At 34.0% G+C, this 17,140-nt stretch carries 18 protein-coding genes; all 18 read left to right on the top strand.

Annotation, left to right across the window (positions count from 1 at the left end):
* Positions 1–58: 58 nt before the first annotated feature.
* Positions 59–2,686, top strand: coding sequence for a Cache 3/Cache 2 fusion domain-containing protein (locus H0Z29_03555; GenBank protein MBO8130579.1), 2,628 nt, complete (start codon positions 59–61; stop codon positions 2,684–2,686).
* Between the two features lie 39 nt (positions 2,687–2,725).
* Positions 2,726–3,274 carry a hypothetical protein gene (locus H0Z29_03550; GenBank protein ID MBO8130578.1) on the top strand — a complete coding sequence of 183 codons (549 nt, stop codon included), beginning with the start codon at positions 2,726–2,728 and terminating at the stop codon, positions 3,272–3,274.
* 17 nt (positions 3,275–3,291) lie between these two features.
* A complete protein-coding gene (locus H0Z29_03545) occupies positions 3,292–5,343 on the top strand; it encodes a methyl-accepting chemotaxis protein (GenBank protein MBO8130577.1) in 2,052 nt (683 codons plus the stop codon).
* 10 nt (positions 5,344–5,353) lie between these two features.
* Positions 5,354–6,181 (top strand): methyltransferase, encoded by an 828-nt coding sequence (locus H0Z29_03540; GenBank protein ID MBO8130576.1) that lies wholly within the window; start codon positions 5,354–5,356, stop codon positions 6,179–6,181.
* Entirely contained in the window at positions 6,171–6,836 is a 666-nt protein-coding gene (locus H0Z29_03535; protein MBO8130575.1) for a hypothetical protein, read from the top strand. Before H0Z29_03540 ends, H0Z29_03535 begins: the two co-directional genes overlap by 11 nt.
* Positions 6,837–6,898: 62 nt before the next feature.
* On the top strand, positions 6,899–7,348 hold the full coding sequence (locus H0Z29_03530) for a chemotaxis protein CheD (GenBank protein MBO8130574.1): 450 nt from the start codon (positions 6,899–6,901) through the stop codon (positions 7,346–7,348).
* Positions 7,345–8,193, top strand: coding sequence for an HDOD domain-containing protein (locus tag H0Z29_03525; protein MBO8130573.1), 849 nt, complete (start codon positions 7,345–7,347; stop codon positions 8,191–8,193). Before H0Z29_03530 ends, H0Z29_03525 begins: the two co-directional genes overlap by 4 nt.
* A 13-nt stretch (positions 8,194–8,206) precedes the next feature.
* On the top strand, positions 8,207–8,587 hold the full coding sequence (locus H0Z29_03520) for a response regulator (protein MBO8130572.1): 381 nt from the start codon (positions 8,207–8,209) through the stop codon (positions 8,585–8,587).
* Positions 8,588–8,589: 2 nt separating this feature from the next.
* A complete protein-coding gene (locus tag H0Z29_03515; protein MBO8130571.1) occupies positions 8,590–9,054 on the top strand; it encodes a chemotaxis protein CheX in 465 nt (154 codons plus the stop codon).
* Positions 9,055–10,086 (top strand): chemotaxis response regulator protein-glutamate methylesterase, encoded by a 1,032-nt coding sequence (locus tag H0Z29_03510; protein ID MBO8130570.1) that lies wholly within the window; start codon positions 9,055–9,057, stop codon positions 10,084–10,086.
* A gap of 98 nt (positions 10,087–10,184) precedes the next feature.
* Entirely contained in the window at positions 10,185–11,054 is an 870-nt protein-coding gene (locus tag H0Z29_03505) for an HDOD domain-containing protein (protein MBO8130569.1), read from the top strand.
* 11 nt (positions 11,055–11,065) lie between these two features.
* Entirely contained in the window at positions 11,066–11,431 is a 366-nt protein-coding gene (locus H0Z29_03500) for a response regulator (protein MBO8130568.1), read from the top strand.
* Between the two features lie 9 nt (positions 11,432–11,440).
* The gene (locus tag H0Z29_03495) at positions 11,441–12,079 is read left to right on the top strand and encodes a hypothetical protein (protein ID MBO8130567.1); all 639 of its coding nucleotides are present in this window, start codon (positions 11,441–11,443) and stop codon (positions 12,077–12,079) included.
* Positions 12,076–12,312 (top strand): hypothetical protein, encoded by a 237-nt coding sequence (locus H0Z29_03490; GenBank protein MBO8130566.1) that lies wholly within the window; start codon positions 12,076–12,078, stop codon positions 12,310–12,312. Before H0Z29_03495 ends, H0Z29_03490 begins: the two co-directional genes overlap by 4 nt.
* Positions 12,313–12,327: 15 nt before the next feature.
* Complete coding sequence (locus tag H0Z29_03485) at positions 12,328–13,710, top strand: DUF342 domain-containing protein (protein ID MBO8130565.1); 1,383 nt, start codon at positions 12,328–12,330, stop codon at positions 13,708–13,710.
* Entirely contained in the window at positions 13,700–15,052 is a 1,353-nt protein-coding gene (locus tag H0Z29_03480; protein MBO8130564.1) for a response regulator, read from the top strand. Before H0Z29_03485 ends, H0Z29_03480 begins: the two co-directional genes overlap by 11 nt.
* Entirely contained in the window at positions 15,052–15,609 is a 558-nt protein-coding gene (locus tag H0Z29_03475; GenBank protein MBO8130563.1) for a hypothetical protein, read from the top strand. The genes H0Z29_03480 and H0Z29_03475 overlap by 1 nt, the downstream gene beginning before the upstream one ends.
* Positions 15,610–15,700: 91 nt before the next feature.
* Entirely contained in the window at positions 15,701–17,080 is a 1,380-nt protein-coding gene (locus H0Z29_03470; protein ID MBO8130562.1) for a sigma-54-dependent Fis family transcriptional regulator, read from the top strand.
* Positions 17,081–17,140 lie beyond the last annotated feature (60 nt).

The following is a 17,140-nucleotide window of genomic DNA, read 5'->3' as shown; positions in this document are numbered from 1 at the left end:
TTTATTATAAATACTTTAAGAATTATTTTAAATTTCCAAACTTGGGGGACAGTTACGTATGAAGCTTTCATTGCAAAACAGATGGATTTATATAACCTTATTTGTACTCATGTCTGTTGTAATTTTTGTATTGATACTTAGTTTAATAAATCAAAAAGGTGATGTGTTTAATATTGTACAAAATAAATCCTTAATGAAATTAAATATAGAACAAGTCGCTAACCTTGTGTATAAATTAATTGAAGATAGAGAAGAATCTATTAGGAACAATGCAGATAGAGACCTTGATAAGATAAAAATTTTACTGAATTTAGAAGAATTGGATGTTAATTCTTCTGTACAACATACTTGGGGTTTGAAAGACTATAGTGGTAAGGTGGTACGTGATGTCAACTTACCCGAGATAAAAGTTTCTGAAATAGTTTTGAATAGTATTAATAACTTAAGTACGATTAACCCTTTGTTTGCGAGACTTTCTGACACAGATGGAGAAGTTGCTTTTTACCAAAGAATAGATATAGATGGAAATATGATTAAGGTTGCTACAAATAATAATGAAGATCTGAAGAATCTTGGGGTGTTGATCCCGAACAAGAGCCAATCAGGAATAGCAAATCCAATAATTACTAATATTCTGAAAGGTGAAAATTATTATACCTATAGAATAAATAATAAAACCATGTTAATAGATGCTTATATGCCACTATCAACAAATGAAGGTTCTGTAATTGGTATGATTTCTATTACTAAAGGATATGATTTGACAGATTTGGTAGAGCTGATTAAAAGTACAAATGTTGGAAAGAATGGATATATATCCATAATAAAGGGGAAAGGGATCGATAGGGGTAGATGTTTAATTTCTGGTGGCTCATTTGAAACTGGCAAAATCCTGTGGAGTATGAAAGACAATAAGGACAGGTATATTATTCAGAAAATGATCACTGAATCGATTGATAAGAAAAATGATATATTATTCATTGATTATTCGCTTGGTGAACAAAAATCTTCCGAGAGATATTTAGCCGGCATAAAATATTTTGAACCATGGGACTGGGTAATTGTTGCAAATGCTTTTGAACGTGATTTTATCTCTGCCAGTGGTGGTGTCAGCTTTGTTAAATGGGTAACACTAGGGATTATAGTCATTATAACCTTTGTATTTTTTGCAACAGCGGTAACTATGTCTAGAAGATACAAGACAAAAGTATTAAAGCCCATTGAATATTTTAATAGGACATTGAAAGCTATATCAATGGGGGATCTGGATCAAGAAGTGGATTACCAGGCTGATGATGAAATTGGTTTATTAGCTGATAGTTTAAGGTCTTTAATTTCATCTCTTAGAGATCAGGCTGAAAAAATTCGTAGTATTTCTCACGGAGATTTAAGTGTAGAAGTTAATATAAGATCAGATAAGGATACTATTGGAAGAGCATTGTCAAGGATGAAGCAGGTTTTATTAGATGTCACGGAGAATCTGAACAATATGATTGAAGAGATTAGTAGTGGTAATCTTGATGTAAAAATAGATGAGAGTAAATTTGAAGGGAAATATATAAGCCTTGTTGAGGGTCTCAACAGACTTGTTGGCAGTATAAAAACACCCATAGAAGAAATTTCTGAGGTTATGAATAGCGCAGCTAAAAAGGATTTTACACATCGTATTAAAGGAGAATATATGGGTAAATTTGATGAGTTAAAAAACGATATAAATAAAACTCTGGATTCCTTGGAGGATGCTTTGTCAAGTGTTTCAGCTGTTACCAGTGAGGTACTGTCAGCGACAAATCAGGTTTATGCAGGCAGTCAGAGTTTGGCGGAGGGTGCAAATGAGCAGGCGAGTTCACTTGAGGAGATATCGAGCAGTTTGGAAGAGATGAGCAGTATGGTGAAGCAGAATGCAGACAATACAGGTCAAGCGAGAGTGATGATGAATGAGTCAGACAGGGTAATAAAGGAGGGGAGAGAGGCAATAAGGGAGTTAGAGGAAGCGATAAAGCAGATAAAGGAGAGTTCGGTAGAGACGAGTAAGATAGTGAACACGATAGATGAGATAGCGTTTCAGACGAATCTGTTAGCGTTGAATGCGGCGGTAGAGGCGGCGAGAGCAGGAGAAGCAGGGAAAGGGTTTGCGGTAGTAGCAGAGGAGGTAAGGAATTTAGCACAGAGGTCAGCGGAGGCGGCGAAGAATACGGCAGTAATGATAGAGGGTTCAGGTAGGAGTGCAGACAGGGGTGTAGAGAAGGTAAACAGGACGATAGAGGTATTTGATAGGATAGCGGAGAGTGCTAATAAGGTATTGCAGATAATTGAGGAGATAGCGGCTGCAAGTAAGGAGCAGGCAGAAGGTATTGAACAGGTGAATGTAGCTGTTAGCCAGATGAATACAGTGACTCAGAGAAATGCGTCGAAATCAGAAGAAGTGGCAAATATTATAGGAAGGTTAAATATTCAGTCTCAGGAATTATCAACAATGATAAGATCATTCAGACTAAGTGGAAGGTTTGAAAAAAAGGAAGTCATTAAAAAGAGTAATATTGAAAAAGGTGTAAAAGAGAAAGCAAGAAAAAAAGAAATTATGGATATAGAAGAGAAGAAAGAGGAAATGGTTGGGAAGAAGAAGCTAAAACCAGAGGAGATAATCCCTTTTAATGATAATCTTGAGAACCTGGAAGATTTTTAATTATTTGGGATTATTACAATAAAAATGCGGGAGGTAGATGTGAGGTTGAGAAATCTGAGCATTTGTATTTTGGCTTTTACTATTCTTACAGTTAACCAAATTAATTCTCAAAACAAGAATATACCAGTAGATAAAGTTATAAAAACTATTAAACAATTAAATTTTGTAATTATTACTCTTGGAATATTATCGGATGGTTTACCTGATAATGTAATTAACAGGCTTGCTCAATTGCAGACGGCACCACCGAGGTCCATGCGAATTTATGTAACCCAATCAAAATTGATTGCAGGTGATATATTTAATGATTTCACAGTTCTTGTAAATGAAAAACAATGTAATGCTATATTTGTCTGGCCTTCAGAGGCCATGTCAGATCCTTTTATTATTAAAAATATATGCAAAATGAGTAAACTGAAAAAAATACCTTTAATAGTTATGCAAGAGGGCTGGCTTGAAAATGGAGCATTAATTTATATAAAAAATACTGAACCAGTGGAAATTGTTGTAAATGAGCAGGTAAGACAGGTTTTAAATTTTCCTATAAATGAGAGCCCTGATTATATAATTACTAAGCAGACTCAATAATAGATTTGGGGGTTAAAATGTTTAAAAGGATATTAAAGTTTTTCTCCCAGTTTTTAACACTAAAGTACTGGATAAGTATAAGAGGCAGATATGTTATTGTAATATTAATGATAGGAATTGCAGCTTCCATTTTATTTGGTGTTATAGTTCCCAAAAGCACATATAAAGCTAGTCTGGATTTATTTTTAAAGCAAAATGAAACAATGTCTAAAATGCTTCTTCAGTCTATAGAAACATATCTCGAATTCAGTGATTATGAGTCTATCCAGGATGTTTTTAATAGAGTGGGTTCATCTGAAGAGATAAAATACCTTGAAGTAAGAAATGAGCAGGGTGAATCTTTCGCTCTATACAGAGATACAACATTTACAGATAGTATAAGTTTAAATGCTTTTGATTCTGTTGGAGTACTTATTGCTCCTAATGTTATATTAAGGAAGTCAGATATTGAAATTTTTAGGAAAAATTATAGTTTAATAACAGGGACAAGCATTTCGGGATTAAAGGAAACCCACTCCAATATGAGAAAAACCTTATTGAATTTTTCTATTTTGATGGGCATTTCCATGGTTGTGATTACTATTTTACTTGGGAATGTTATAACAGCTAACATTGAAAGATTAGTTGATAGGATTAAAGCCCTTGGAAGGGAAATAAAAAATGGAAATATTGATGAAAGGATTGATAAAAAAGGGCTTGGAGTAGATTTTGAAGATATTGGTGTCGTTGTTAATAGTACGATAGATTCTCTTGTTGAACCACTGGAAATTGTAGGGGATTATATAAATCAGATTGGTAATGGTGAATTGCCTGATGAGATTCGAATTGAATACAAAGGCTATTTTGATGAACTAAAAAGAGGTATTAATTCTTCTATAGATTCCTTAAGAGGGGTAATTGATGAGATAAAAACGCTCAATAATGCTGCATTAGAAGGTGATTTAAGTCGGAGAGGTAATCCAGAAAAGTTCAAAGGAGAATATGCAAGTCTGGTGGAAGGAATTAATAGAACTCTTGACGCTTTGATAACTCCAATGAAAGAAGTTATGGAAGTTTTTGAAGGGGTTGCTGAAAAAGAGATGAGAGTTCGGGTTAAAGGTGAATATAAAGGTGAGCTTGCAGAATTCAAGAATAATGTAAATAAAGCATTGGATAACCTTGAGGAGACTCTGAAGCAGGTAAAAATAGCGGTTGGTAGAGTAGTTTCGATTGCAAAGCAGATTGCTGCAGGCAGTCAGAGTTTGGCGGAGGGTGCAAATGAGCAGGCGAGTTCACTTGAGGAGATATCGAGCAGTTTGGAAGAGATGAGCAGTATGGTGAAGCAGAATGCAGACAATACAGGTCAAGCGAGAGTGATGATGAATGAGTCAGACAGGGTAATAAAGGAGGGGAGAGAGGCAATAAGGGAGTTAGAGGAAGCGATAAAGCAGATAAAGGAGAGTTCGGTAGAGACGAGTAAGATAGTGAACACGATAGATGAGATAGCGTTTCAGACGAATCTGTTAGCGTTGAATGCGGCGGTAGAGGCGGCGAGAGCAGGAGAAGCAGGGAAAGGGTTTGCGGTAGTAGCAGAGGAGGTAAGGAATTTAGCACAGAGGTCAGCGGAGGCGGCGAAGAATACGGCAGTAATGATAGAGGGTTCAGGTAGGAGTGCAGACAGGGGTGTAGAGAAGGTAAACAGGACGATAGAGGTATTTGATAGGATAGCGGAGAGTGCTAATAAGGTATTGCAGATAATTGAGGAGATAGCGGCTGCAAGTAAGGAGCAGGCAGAAGGTATTGAACAGGTGAACATCTCCGTAAATCAGATGAACGCAGTTACTCAAAAGAATGCTTCCAACTCTGAACAGTCCGCAAGTATAGCGGGAGAGTTAAATTCTCAAGCAATGGAACTTTCATCAATGATTGAATCCTTTACACTGAGTGGCGATGGTACAGAGTCAGTGGAAGGTAAATTAGATTTGGTAGAAATTAAAGATTCGGAAAATTTGGCAAAAGAAAAAGGATTACAAATAAAAGATAAAAAAGTAATTGGCTTAGAAGATGATGATATTTCAGAAGATTTTTAGAGTGTAGATGATAGATGATAAGACTTTTGAAGAATTAAGAAAAATAGTGTATAACCTAAGTGGTATAAGATTGACTGATCAGAAAAAAGCATTAGTAAGTGCAAGGCTAAATAAAAGGTTAAGGGCATTAAGGATAGATTCATATAATGATTACCTTGAGTATCTGATTAATGATAGAGAGGGTAATGAAATAATACAGATGATTGATGTGATCACTACAAATGTTACAAGTTTCTTTAGAGAAGCTGATCATTTTGATTTTCTTAAGGAAATAATGATAAGCTGGGTCAATAGTGGATATAGAAGATTTAGAATATGGTCAGCAGGATGCTCTACGGGCGAGGAAACTTATAGTATTGCTTTTACAATTTTAAATTCAATCCCCACATATGCTGATATGGATTTAAGAATTCTTGGGTCGGATATATCTACTGATGTTATAAATAGGGCTAAGAAGGGTGAATATGATGAGGAGAAAATGCGGAACGTTCCGTACAACTATCAGAAGAGATTTTTTATACGGACAATTGAAAATGGTCAGGTTAAATATAAAGTTACAGATTTTGTTAAGAACTATATTATTTTTCGAAGATTGAATCTATCTTATTTCCCCTTACCGCTTAAAGGTCCTCTTGATGTGATATTTTGTAGAAACGTTATGATATATTTTGGCAGTTCTATAAGGGAGTCTCTTGTAAGGGAATTATATAGATTATTGAAACCAGGAGGATACCTTTTTCTAGGACATTCTGAGAGTATTATTGGTATGGAAGTCGGTTTTAAAGTAGTTAAGCCATCTGTATATTTAAAGCCATCGGTGGAAAAGGATGAAGAATAATCCATTTAAAATTAAAATAGTATCAGATGATGATAAGTTCAGTAAAACCTTAATGTCGGTTTTGAATAATTATAAGAAGATCACCTTTTTTGTTGGGTGTGTTTATCATATGGAAAGCAAAAATCGAAATATTTTTAATGGTATAGATTTAGTTATATATGATTCAATTATTGAAAGTGGCGATAGAATTGGGCGGTTCAAAATTTTCAGGAGTACATATAAAGACTTACCTGTTGTTGTTCTTGTTTCTATGAAGGATAGCGAAAGTTTAATTATGGATTTTTTAAAGAATGGAGCAGATGATTATTTGATAAGGGAGACTTTACAGGTTGGATTATTTGTGAAGACTTTATTATTAGCTTTAGAAAAGAGTAAGGTTAAATATGAATTTATGGAAAGAGAAAAATTAAAAGGGATGTTGGAGCTTACGGGAGCTGTATGTCATGAGTTAAATCAGCCTTTACAGGTAATGTCCGGTTATTTCGAAATGATATATCCCCTTTTTGATAAAGGTGAGTATGAGAAGGTACTTGAGATTATAAAGATTATAAACAGACAGATGGAAATAGTTGTTGATATTGTTAACAGATTATCAAAGATAACATCTTATAAAGCAATTGAGTATGTAAGCAGGCAAAATATATTGAATTTGTGATGGTAAAAGGTAATATCTAAAAGTGAGGTATAAAGGTGATAAAAGTTGTTGAAATAGCAGATATGAAATTTACTACTGGGAATGGAGATGTGCTTATAACATATGCCCTTGGATCATGTATTGGCGTGGTATTATATGATCCTGAGAATCTAGTTGGTGCAATGTTACACAGTATGTTACCATTATCGAAAGCTGATCCCGATAAAGCAAAGAGAAATCCATTCATGTTTACTGATCTGGGAATGGAATTATTATTGAAAAAAGTATTTGACCTTGGTGGCGAAAGAAAAAATCTTATTGCAAAAGTGGCGGGTGGTGCTACATTACTTGATGATAATAACTTTTTCAGAATTGGAGAAAAAAATTATATGGTTGTAAGAAAATTTTTATGGAAAAATAACATTTTGATTTCTGGTGAGGATGTGGGAGGTTCGAAGCCCAGAACTATGTTGCTTGATATGGGATCAGGCAAAGTTATAGTCAAATCAGGCAAAGAAGAGTATGAAATATGATTAAAAAGGAAAATATATTATCAAAAATAAAGGAGATACCAGCAATACCTGCTATCGTTATGGAAATCTATGAAATTGTCAATAGTCCTGATGTGGACTTTAAGAGGCTTTCAGAGATAGTTAAATATGATCCTGCACTGGTTGCATATATTTTAAAGGTGGTTAATTCAGCATATTATGGTTCAATAAAACCTATTGATGATATAAGACAAGCAGTAGTTCGTTTAGGTGCAACTAAAATTTTTGAAATAGTAACAATGTACTTTTTGACACCGACATTGTCTAAAGAGGTAAAAGGTTATGATATACCTCCAGGAAAACTATGGGAACATTCGGTTACAACAGCTATTGGGGCTGAAAGACTGGCAGACTTGCTTGGTGTTAGAAAACCTGATTATTTGTACACAACGGGTATTCTCCATGATATAGGTAAGATTGTAATTGGAAATTACCTTAATATAGATATTAGCAAGGTTATAGATTATTCGATTAGTAATTGTGTCCCTTATAATGAAGCGGAAAGGGAGGTCATAGGTATTGACCATGGAGAAATTGGAGGGATGCTGCTTGAAGCATGGGAATTGCCAGAGAGTATAATAAAAGTTGTGAAGGGGCACCATGACATTAACAGGTATAATGAAAATAATATATCTCTTATTTGTGTTCATATATCGGATTCGATATCCAGGATTGTGGGATTCGGAATGGGGGTCGATGGCCTTTTTTATAGAGCTGACTGTAGTTTGTTGAAGAAATATAAAATCACTTCAAAAGTAATTGAAAAAACAGCTAGCTTTATGATAGACGAACTTGAAAAAATTAAAGTAAGTTTATTTTCTCTATAAAGGAGGATTAAAGGTGGGACTTAATGTTTTAATTGTTGATGATTCGAAGGTTGTTAGGTTTGTTATTAAGAAATCTCTTGATATAGCCGGTGTACCAACTAGTACTGTATTTGAAGCAGAAAATGGTAGAGAAGGACTGGAAATATTGAATAAGGAATGGATTGACCTTGTTTTTGTTGATATAAACATGCCAGTTATGACAGGGTTGGAAATGATAGATATTATGAATAGGGATGGAATATTGAGTTCAATTCCTGTTGTAATAATTTCCACAGAAGGAAGTGAGACAAGAATCGATGATTTAAAATCAAAGGGAGTGCGTGCATATATTAGAAAACCTTTTAAACCAGAGATGTTAAAGAAAGTTGTTGATGAAGTAGTAGGGGGAGTTTAAGTATGTTGAGTGATGAGTCTAAGGAGATTATTAAAAATGCGTTTTATGAGACTATTGAAAAATCGGCATTTATGTTTGGTGATGAAGTGGATGAAGAGGAGCTTGAGATTGAATACGATAGTTTTCTACTGGCATTTATGACTTTTAAGGGTGAAGGAAGAGGCAAGTTATCACTGATTGTCCCTGAAAAGATGTGCCCGGAGATCGCTGCCAATTTCTTGGGCGTAGAGCCGGACGATGAAAAAGTTTCGAGTTGTGCTGAGGACGCTTTAAAAGAGATATTAAATGTTACCTGTGGTCATGTGCTTACTGATTTAAAAGGGAAAAAAGCGGTTTTTGATCTCACTGTTCCTCAGATTAAAAGAATAAAGAAGAAGGACTGGAACTCCTATTATAATAACGAGGACTCAATTCTTTGTATTGTTGATGATTATCCAGTTTTAATACATTTTCAATTTGAGGATTAGATGGGTAAAATTAAGGTACTAATCGTTGACGATTCGGCAATAGTAAGGCAGATTTTTACGAAAGAATTATCAAAAGATCCTGAGATAGAGGTTATAGGATCAGCAGTTGATCCATATGAAGCTCGAGAAAAAATAGTGAATTTAAAGCCTGATGTTATAACTCTTGATATTGAAATGCCTCGAATGGATGGCCTCACATTCCTTAAAAAATTAATGCGATACTATCCTCTTCCAGTTGTCGTTGTATCTTCACTAACTCCAAAGGGTAGTCATTTGGCATTGGAATCTCTGAAAAATGGTGCTATAGATGTCCTTTGTAAACCTGGCCCATCTTATACAGTTGGTGATATGGCTTATGAGTTAATTGAAAAGATTAAAGCTGCAAGTAAAGCGAGACTTGATAAGGCTGTAGTACCTAAAATAAGACCTGAAATAAAAGAGAAACTTCATTTACTAAAAACAACTAATAAAGTTATTGCTGTTGGAGCTTCCACCGGAGGGACTCATGCAATAGAATATTTATTGAAGCATATGCCCAATACGATCCCTGGAGTTGTTATAGTTCAACATATGCCTGAAAATTTTACTAAGAGTTTTGCCGACCGGTTGAATGAAGTTTGCGAAATTGAGGTAAAAGAGGGTGAAAGTGGAGATTCTGTCTTAATGGGTAGAGCAATCATTGCTCCCGGCAATAAACATATGTTACTAAGAAGGTCAGGTAGCAGGTACTACGTTGAAATAAAAGATGGTCCACCGGTATCAAGACATAGACCATCTGTTGATGTTTTATTTAAGTCTGTAGCAAAGTACGCTGGTCCTAATGCAATTGGAATTATACTAACCGGTATGGGTAAGGATGGGGCTGAAGGTATAAAGGTAATGAAGGAGAGTGGTGCTTATACAATTGCTCAGGATGAAAAAAGCTGTGTCGTATTTGGAATGCCTAAGATAGCAATTGAAATTGGAGGTATTAAAAAGATTGCTCATCTGGAAAAAATTCCTGAGATACTGGTTGAACATTTAAGTGGTTAAAATTCCCTATTTGCTTTTTATGGGAAGTACTAACATGACTGAGAATGTATTTGGCATTTGATTTGAGAAATTGAGAATGAAATATTATGAGTGACGTAATGAATTATGAAATAGCTCAAAGGATAAAAGAGATAAAAAATCTTCCAACATTGCCGAGTATAGCTACAGAAATACTAAGAATTGTCAGAGATGAAGATATAACTATAAATAAAATTCTTGAAGTAATAGAAAAGGATCCTCCTCTAGCAATGAAAGTGTTAAGGGTTGCTAATTCGGCATATTATGGTCTGAGGTACGGAGTAAAATCACTAAAGCATGCGATTGTTTTGCTTGGTTTCAATGAAATAAGCAGAATAGCAATTGCTTTTTCTATAATAAAGATACTAACCCCATCTGGAAAACACAAAATTAATTGGAAACAACTATGGAAACATTCAATAGCCTGTGGTTATATAGCCCAAACGCTTGCGGATAGAGTTGGTGTGCCTGTACATAGCGGAATCTATTCCCATGGATTACTTCATGACATTGGTAAAATAGTTCTTTATCGCATAGATGAGAAAAGGTTCATTGAAGCTTTTGAAGAAACAAGCGATACTGATAAGATTGGTGCTGAAATAGAGAAAAAGTATTTGAGAATTTCTCATGATCAAGCAGGAGAGCTAATTGCACAAGAGTGGAATTTACCAGAGGAGTTTGTCATAATAATTGGAAAGCATCATGAAATCGATAAGATTGAAAATATATATATGAAAGATATCGCGAGTATTATAAATTTAGCAGATTATCTTGCAAATCGTATAGAGTTAGGATTTATGAGTACCAATATTTTAAATGATACAAAAAGTATTAATTATTTGAAAGAAAGGTTTGATGTCCTTGAAGATATAAGTTTAAATGATTTGGAGGAAGATATCCAGCTCAGTCTTGAAAAAATAAAGGATTTTATTCAACAGGAGGAAATTTAAAAATGGCTAATATTAAAATATTAATTGTTGATGATTCTCCCACGATGAGAAGAATTATTGTGAATGCATTAAATAAAATTGGATATACGGATATTGGCGAAGCGTCAGGAGGGCTGGAAGCTTTAGAGATGCTTGGTAAGGAAAGCTATGACTTAATATTAACTGATTGGAATATGCCTGAGATGAATGGTGAGCAATTTGTTACTGAATTAAAAAAGAATGATTCACTGAGAGATATTCCTATTATAATGATTACGACAAGGGGGATGAAAGAAGATGTGATAACAGCAGTAAAACTCGGAGTAAAAGGTTATATAATCAAGCCATTTACTCCGGATGTTTTGAAAGAGAAAATTGATGATGTTTTAAATAAATAGGGTGGCGTTATGAAGGTAAGTGAAAACTATGAGGAGATACTTATTAAAATTGAAGAAATGCGTGAATTTTTTAGAATTGGAGATGAGATCCTACCATTCTTGAGTGATTTGTTTAAATTTGTTAAAGAAGTAGTCCCTCTTCTTTCTCATGCAATTAGTTCTATTACTGATACCAAGTTTACTCTGCCTGATGCAAAAGATAGAATTATTGATGTGAATAAAACAACAGAAATGGCTACTCAAGAGATTTTGGATAGACTTGAGAATGTCTTTAAAACCCTCGAATATATAGAAAAGGAGACTACAAAAGAAAATTTTGACAAAATAGAAAGGCTAAAGGATGATCTAATGAATATTATGTATGCTCTGCAGTTTCAGGATATAACCGCTCAGAAACTGGAGCATGCTAATGAGATACTTACAGCGATAAATCAGAAGTTTACAGAATTATTTAAAAAGATAAGGGGTATAAAAATAAAAACAAAGGTAGGTAAACAAATCATTGCAGCTATAGAGGCAGAGATGCAGACCGAAGGTTTTAATAGATTAAGTGAGGAATTTAAAAATAAGATTGAGGATAAAGTTAGACATAAAAATATAAGTCAGGAAGATATTGATAATATATTTAAGAGCGGGGATATTGAATGAAAAATAAATCTGATATTTTAAAAGATTTGCCTTTTATACAGGAAAGTGCAAAAAGAATTCCAAAGGTATTAAAAAGTGCTTCTGTTAAAGGTGATAAAAAAATTATAGGTGGTGATTTAAAGAAAGAGCGTGAAGTAAAAATTGACCCAATTTATGATGGTGATGAAATTGTGGGCATTAAATTCATATGTGGTTGTGGAAATGAAGCAGAAGTGTATTTTGAATATAAATGATGTGGTGACATTAAAATGAAAATAGAGATATCTGAGGATAAGCTAAAAGCTTATATAACAATTGATGAAAAGGATAAAATCCCTTCAAAAGTGGAATTAATGGACATGATATGGAAGTCTGGAGTAACACATGGGATAAAAGAAAATATTATAAATAAATTGCTAGAGAAAAAAGAGCCTGTTAAAAATTTGTTAATTGCTGATGGGACTCCTCCAGTACCTGGCGAAGATGCTAAACTTGTATGGTATGTTGACATATCAACAAAGCCAATTGATAATGAAGAAGATTATGTAGATTTAAAAGAGCTCAAATTGTTTGAATATGTGAAGAAAGGTCAGGAGATTGTAAGTAAGCTCCCGAGGACATCTGGTAGACCCGGGATAGCAGTGACTGGTGAGGAAATTGTTATCCCAGGCAAAGATGTAAGTTTGCCAGGTGGCAAAAATACAACTATTTCAGAAGATGGGCTCACACTTTATGCTGATATAGATGGATATGCATACCTTAAGAATGGTAAAGTAAATGTTGATAAAGTTATCACAGTGAAAAATGTTGATTATAGTAGTGGAAATATTAAAACCCTTGGATCTCTAAATGTGGAAGGAGATGTAAAATCAGGTTTTCTTGTTGAAGCTGCTGGGACGGTTCACATTGGTGGAAGTGTAGAAGCAGGTTATGTAACATCCAAAAATGGGGATGTAATAATTGGATTAGGTATTATTGGGCATGGCAGGGCGAGAATTAAGTCGGGTAACAATCTTAAGTCTACTTACATACAGGACGCCTTTGTTAAAGTGAAGAATGATATTCTTGTAGAAAGATATATAATAAATTCAAATGTCGAATGTGATGGAAATGTTATAGTTAATAATAATGAGGGAATAATCAGAGGTGGAAAAGTATTTGCAAAAAACAAAATCATAGCTAATGAAATAGGAAGTGAGCAGGGAATCCTAACTGAAGTTGGCATTGCTGCTACTGAATTATTAGAAGTGGAGTTTCGTAAGAGTAAATTTGCTGAGATGAGAGAAGAACTTAATGAACAGATTTCTTTAGTGAGTAAAAAGGTAGCATTCCTGAAACTTCTTAAAGAGAGAGCACCCTCATTATCAGAAGCTAAAATTAGGGAACTCGTTGAATCCATAGTGAAGCTGAAGGAACTTGAAGAACAATATAATAAGTTACTGGAGGAAGAAAAAGAGAGTGATCATTTTGATAAGGAGGTCCTTTCTGATAAATGTATAATAGTGAATAAAGTGCTTCATCGCAATGTCATTCTAACCTTTGGAAATTATAATCATCTTACCACAAAAAGTTACGAACGAGTAAAGGTTTATAAGTTGGGTGATGAGTTAATTTTTGAAAAATTAGATGAGGAGAAAGTAGATGGAAATTAAACCTGAGGATGTAAAAGTATTAATTATTGATGATGAAAAATTAATATTGGATCAATTGAAATTCTTTTTATCTGAAAAAGGATATAATGTGGAGGTAACTGACGATTCTAAAGTGGCTATGTCAATGATTGAAGAAAAGAACTTCGATATAATACTTACTGACCTAGTAATGCCTCATTTTACTGGTATGGATATAGTAAAAAAGTTAAAAGATTTAAACAAGGATTCTCAGGTTATAATAATTACAGGTTTTGCAACCACAGATAGTGCAATCGAAGCAATAAAATATGGGGTGTATGATTATATACGTAAGCCATTTAATTTGAAGGAACTCCTTGTAGTTTTAAATAGAGCTGCAGAAAAGTTATATCTGAGCAGAGAAAATTCTGCGCTTACAAATAAAATGAAAGAAATGCTTTATACTGTAACTACACTTTATGAGGTTTGTTCTATACTTTATCAGGTTGATAATGTAGACTTTGCAAAAGGTATCATAATTGATACAATAACCGAAGGATTGAAAATTAAAAAGATGGCGCTCCTTTTAAAGAAGGGGGATAGGTTCGTTGTTGATTCCTCACATGGCATTTCTGATAAGTTTGGTAAAAATTTTTATTTCTCCTTAGGAGAAGAAATTAATGGGAAAAAGATCAATGGTGAAGAGATAATAGTTTTGGATAAACTTAATAAGGAGATAAAGGTTGGTTCAAGAAGTCTGGATATAAAAGAAGATTATGGTTTATCTTTTGTAGTTCCAATAAAGTATATGGATGAGGTATATGGATTCCTTTGTGTTTTTGACCTGCCTAGTGATGGTGTTTTTTCTATCGAGGATTATATAAAACTCTGGAGTATTATCTCAATACAAATTGCGCCAGCGATTGGAATGATCTGCGGGGGAATCAAAACCGAATCAAATTATGAGAGTGTCGTTCAAAAGCTGATTAGAGATAAATTACGTGAGGCTCAAAATCTCAACGAAGGTGTGACTTTTTCACTTGTTAGGTTAATTCCTATAGTGGATTTTGATGAAACCAAAGATATAAATGCAGTTTTAAGTGACGTTGAATCTGAGATAAAAAATAAGTTCGGTAGTGATATAGAGGTCTTAAACGATGGCATAGATACTTTGATTGTAGCTATACCCAGATTACATCCAATTGACATCGAGAAGGGATATGAGGAAATTAGAAAGAGAATAAAGGATAAATATTTTAATCAAGTTAAGAAAAGTTATATTGCCTTAGCATACGGATTTGCAAACTATCCAGAAGATGGCGAAAAATTCGGAGATATATTTATAAGCCTTAAAGAAAATCTTTTTAAATCAATTATTTCATAATGGACAATATAAATCTGTGCGTAATAACATCTAATGAATATTTAAGAAAACTTGTAAAATATTCCATCGAAGATATAGAAGCTGATATCAAGATATATAATGGTATCTCCGAGATCGAAAAAAATAATCAGGAATTTTTTATCATTGTTATTGAAAATTCCTTAATTAATCAGCAGTTAAAACAATTTATACTTAGTCTTGAGAATCGGTTTGTTATAATAACTTATGATATCACCCAGGTTTTAGACGTAAAGGAACTATTTGATCAGGGAATTGCCGATTTTTTTATAATGGAGCCAATTAGATCGGAGTTGGTGGCGGTAGCCATCAAAGTAGCTACCAGATATTTTAAAATGCGCCGTGAACTAAAATCCAAAGATAGTCAAATTTCAAATTTGAAAAAAGAGAAAGAGAATCTTGAAAAGGAAGTCAAAAAGCTAATTCCATCGACTGATATAAAAAGAAACATACCTGGAGAAATATATAAAAAAGTTGGAGCAGACCGCGAGACTCTATCAAGAGCCTATGATATAAAAGATGAAGAAGAGCCTAAGTGAAATTGTAAATTAGGCAAATTTTTCCATATTTTTATTTACGTATTAATATAATATTATTAATTTTTGTTAGTTATTGGATAGGTAGGGGGTTATGCCTGGGAAAAAATTACTAATAGTTGAAGATGATTATAGTATGAGGACAATTTTAAAAGAAGCTCTGGAAGAATCAGGTTATGAAGTTTCTGATGCCAAGGATGGTGAGACTGCACTGAATATGCTCGAGGAAAATAGTTATGATCTCGTTATATCTGATCTTATGATGCCAGGCATGGATGGAATTAAGTTACTGGAGATTATAAAGATAAAATATCCGGGGATAGGAGTATTTATAATTACAGCGTATGGAACAGTGGAAAGAGCTGTTGAAGCACTTCAAAAGGGTGCATACGATTTTATTACCAAACCCTTTTCGATATCTCATTTAAAGACCAGGATAGAAAACTTTTTCAACTATCAGTATTTGAAAAATGAAAATAAGGAGCTAAAGAGAAAACTGGATAGGGAGGAAAAATACAAAAAGATAGTGGGGAAAAGTGAGGTTATTAAGAAAATTCTCGAGCAGATTGATATTGTTGCAAGGACAGATATGCCTGTTTTTATCCAGGGTGAAAGTGGTACTGGAAAAGAATTAATTGCTGAGGCAATTCATTATAGTAGTGATAGAAATGATGGTCCATTTATAAGGGTTAATTGTTCCGCTATACCAGAGACACTTTTCGAAAGTACTCTTTTTGGTCATGAGAAAGGTGCTTTTACAAACGCCATGCGAACATTTAAAGGAATGTTCGAGGAAGCCAATGGAGGGACATTTTTACTTGATGAAATAAGTGAAATACCTATTTCAATGCAGGTTAAACTACTCAGAGTTTTACAAGAGGGTAAAATTACTAGGGTCGGTTCCACAAAGGAAATCCCTGTTGATGTAAGAATAATAGCTACCACAAATAGAGACATTAAACAACTAGTTGTCAGTGGTAAGTTTAGAGAGGATCTGTTTTTTAGGCTGAATGTGTTTCCTATTTATATCCCACCGCTAAGAGAGAGGATAGAGGATATACCTTTACTTGTAGAGCATTTTATTAGAAAGTATGGGGATAAATATAATAATTGTAGAGAAAAGAGGGTTGATCCTGAAACTATAGGTCATTTGATGAAGTACCGTTGGCCTGGAAATATAAGACAGCTGGAGAATGTAATAAAAAGGGCAATACTATTAAGTGGAGAAGAAAGTGTTATAAAGCGGAAACATTTACAGGTGGAAATAGATGAGATTGGTTCAAAGGAAACGAGTGAATTTGACTATGTTATGAGTCTTGCGGAAATGGAACGCAAACTTATATTTAATGCCTTGAAGAAGACACGAAACAACAGAACTCACGCAGCAAAATTACTGGGAATTAGCGTCAGGACACTGCGTAATAAATTAAATGAATACAGGAAACTTGGCTTGCTACCTGAGGAATTTGTATAAGACTGATAATAATTCATTAAAGTGGAAAATTTTTCCCTTTTAAAGTATCCCCAACAAAAT

It is taken from the genome of Candidatus Neomarinimicrobiota bacterium (assembly GCA_017656425.1).
Lineage (GTDB): Bacteria > Fidelibacterota > UBA2242 > UBA2242 > B5-G15 > JACDNV01.
Note: the sequence above shows the minus strand (reverse complement) of the source record. Positions and strands in the feature narration are given on the sequence as shown.